This is a genomic window from Vibrio sp. 2132-1 (genome assembly GCF_033344315.1).
In genome coordinates this window covers 1-720 of sequence record NZ_JAWPON010000304.1, presented here as the reverse complement: position 1 = coordinate 720, position 720 = coordinate 1, and the positions used below count along the sequence as shown (strand labels likewise).

Sequence of the window (720 nt, the reverse complement as noted above, 5' to 3'; positions counted from 1 at the left end):
AACTAAAGCATCGACGCCTGATTGCTCTAACGTATGTTCAACTTGTGCATCAGAGAAAAAAGTCGGAATAGGCACGACGACTATGTCTGCCGCCATCGCCGCCAAATCAACAATGGCCCAATCAATGCTGTTTTCTGCGCGTAGCGCGAGTGCTTTGATGTTCTGTGCAATAAGCTCGGCGGCAACGAGTTCGATCTTGTTTAACAATTCAGAGTAAGTCAGTTCAACCGTTTGATTCGCTTCGTAGCCGACAAGTGCTACTCGATCTGGTGTCGTTTTTGCCCATTTTGTAATGGCATCGAGGAGAACATTCATACATCACCTATATTCTGCGTTGTGTTTAACCAAGTTGTTGTGGTTGTGTTTGCGGTTTTAACGACGTTTACTTTTCTATCTAGGCTTGTTTGCGTTTTCTTTCTTGGACTAATCGAAGACGCTCGAGTCCTTTTTGCAAATTGCCAGCTAACACACGCGGTTGATGTTCGTAGTATGACCCCCAAGTGGACTCGGCATCGGGGACTTTGTTTTGATCGGCCTGCGCGATGATATGAGGCTCCAGTCCTAGGCGCGCCATCATGGCGTGAAGTGGATCTGTCGCGGTGAAGATGCACCATTCAAAACCGAGGTTGACCAGCATTTCTGCGATGAGGTAGAAGTGAAGAGATGACATGCCCTTAGCGAAAGATGCCAAGTGACCGAATTCCACTAAGTTCGAACGTT

At 47.2% G+C, this 720-nt stretch carries 2 protein-coding genes; both read right to left on the bottom strand.

Going from position 1 to position 720, the window contains the following annotated elements; all coding sequences use genetic code 11:
- Positions 1–315, bottom strand: a 315-nt coding sequence (locus R8N47_RS25080) for an AMP-binding protein (protein WP_318186090.1), incomplete at its 3' end; no start/stop codon positions are given.
- A gap of 79 nt (positions 316–394) precedes the next feature.
- Positions 395–720: thermostable hemolysin (locus R8N47_RS25075; RefSeq protein ID WP_318186089.1), on the bottom strand; the 326-nt coding region annotated here is incomplete at its 5' end.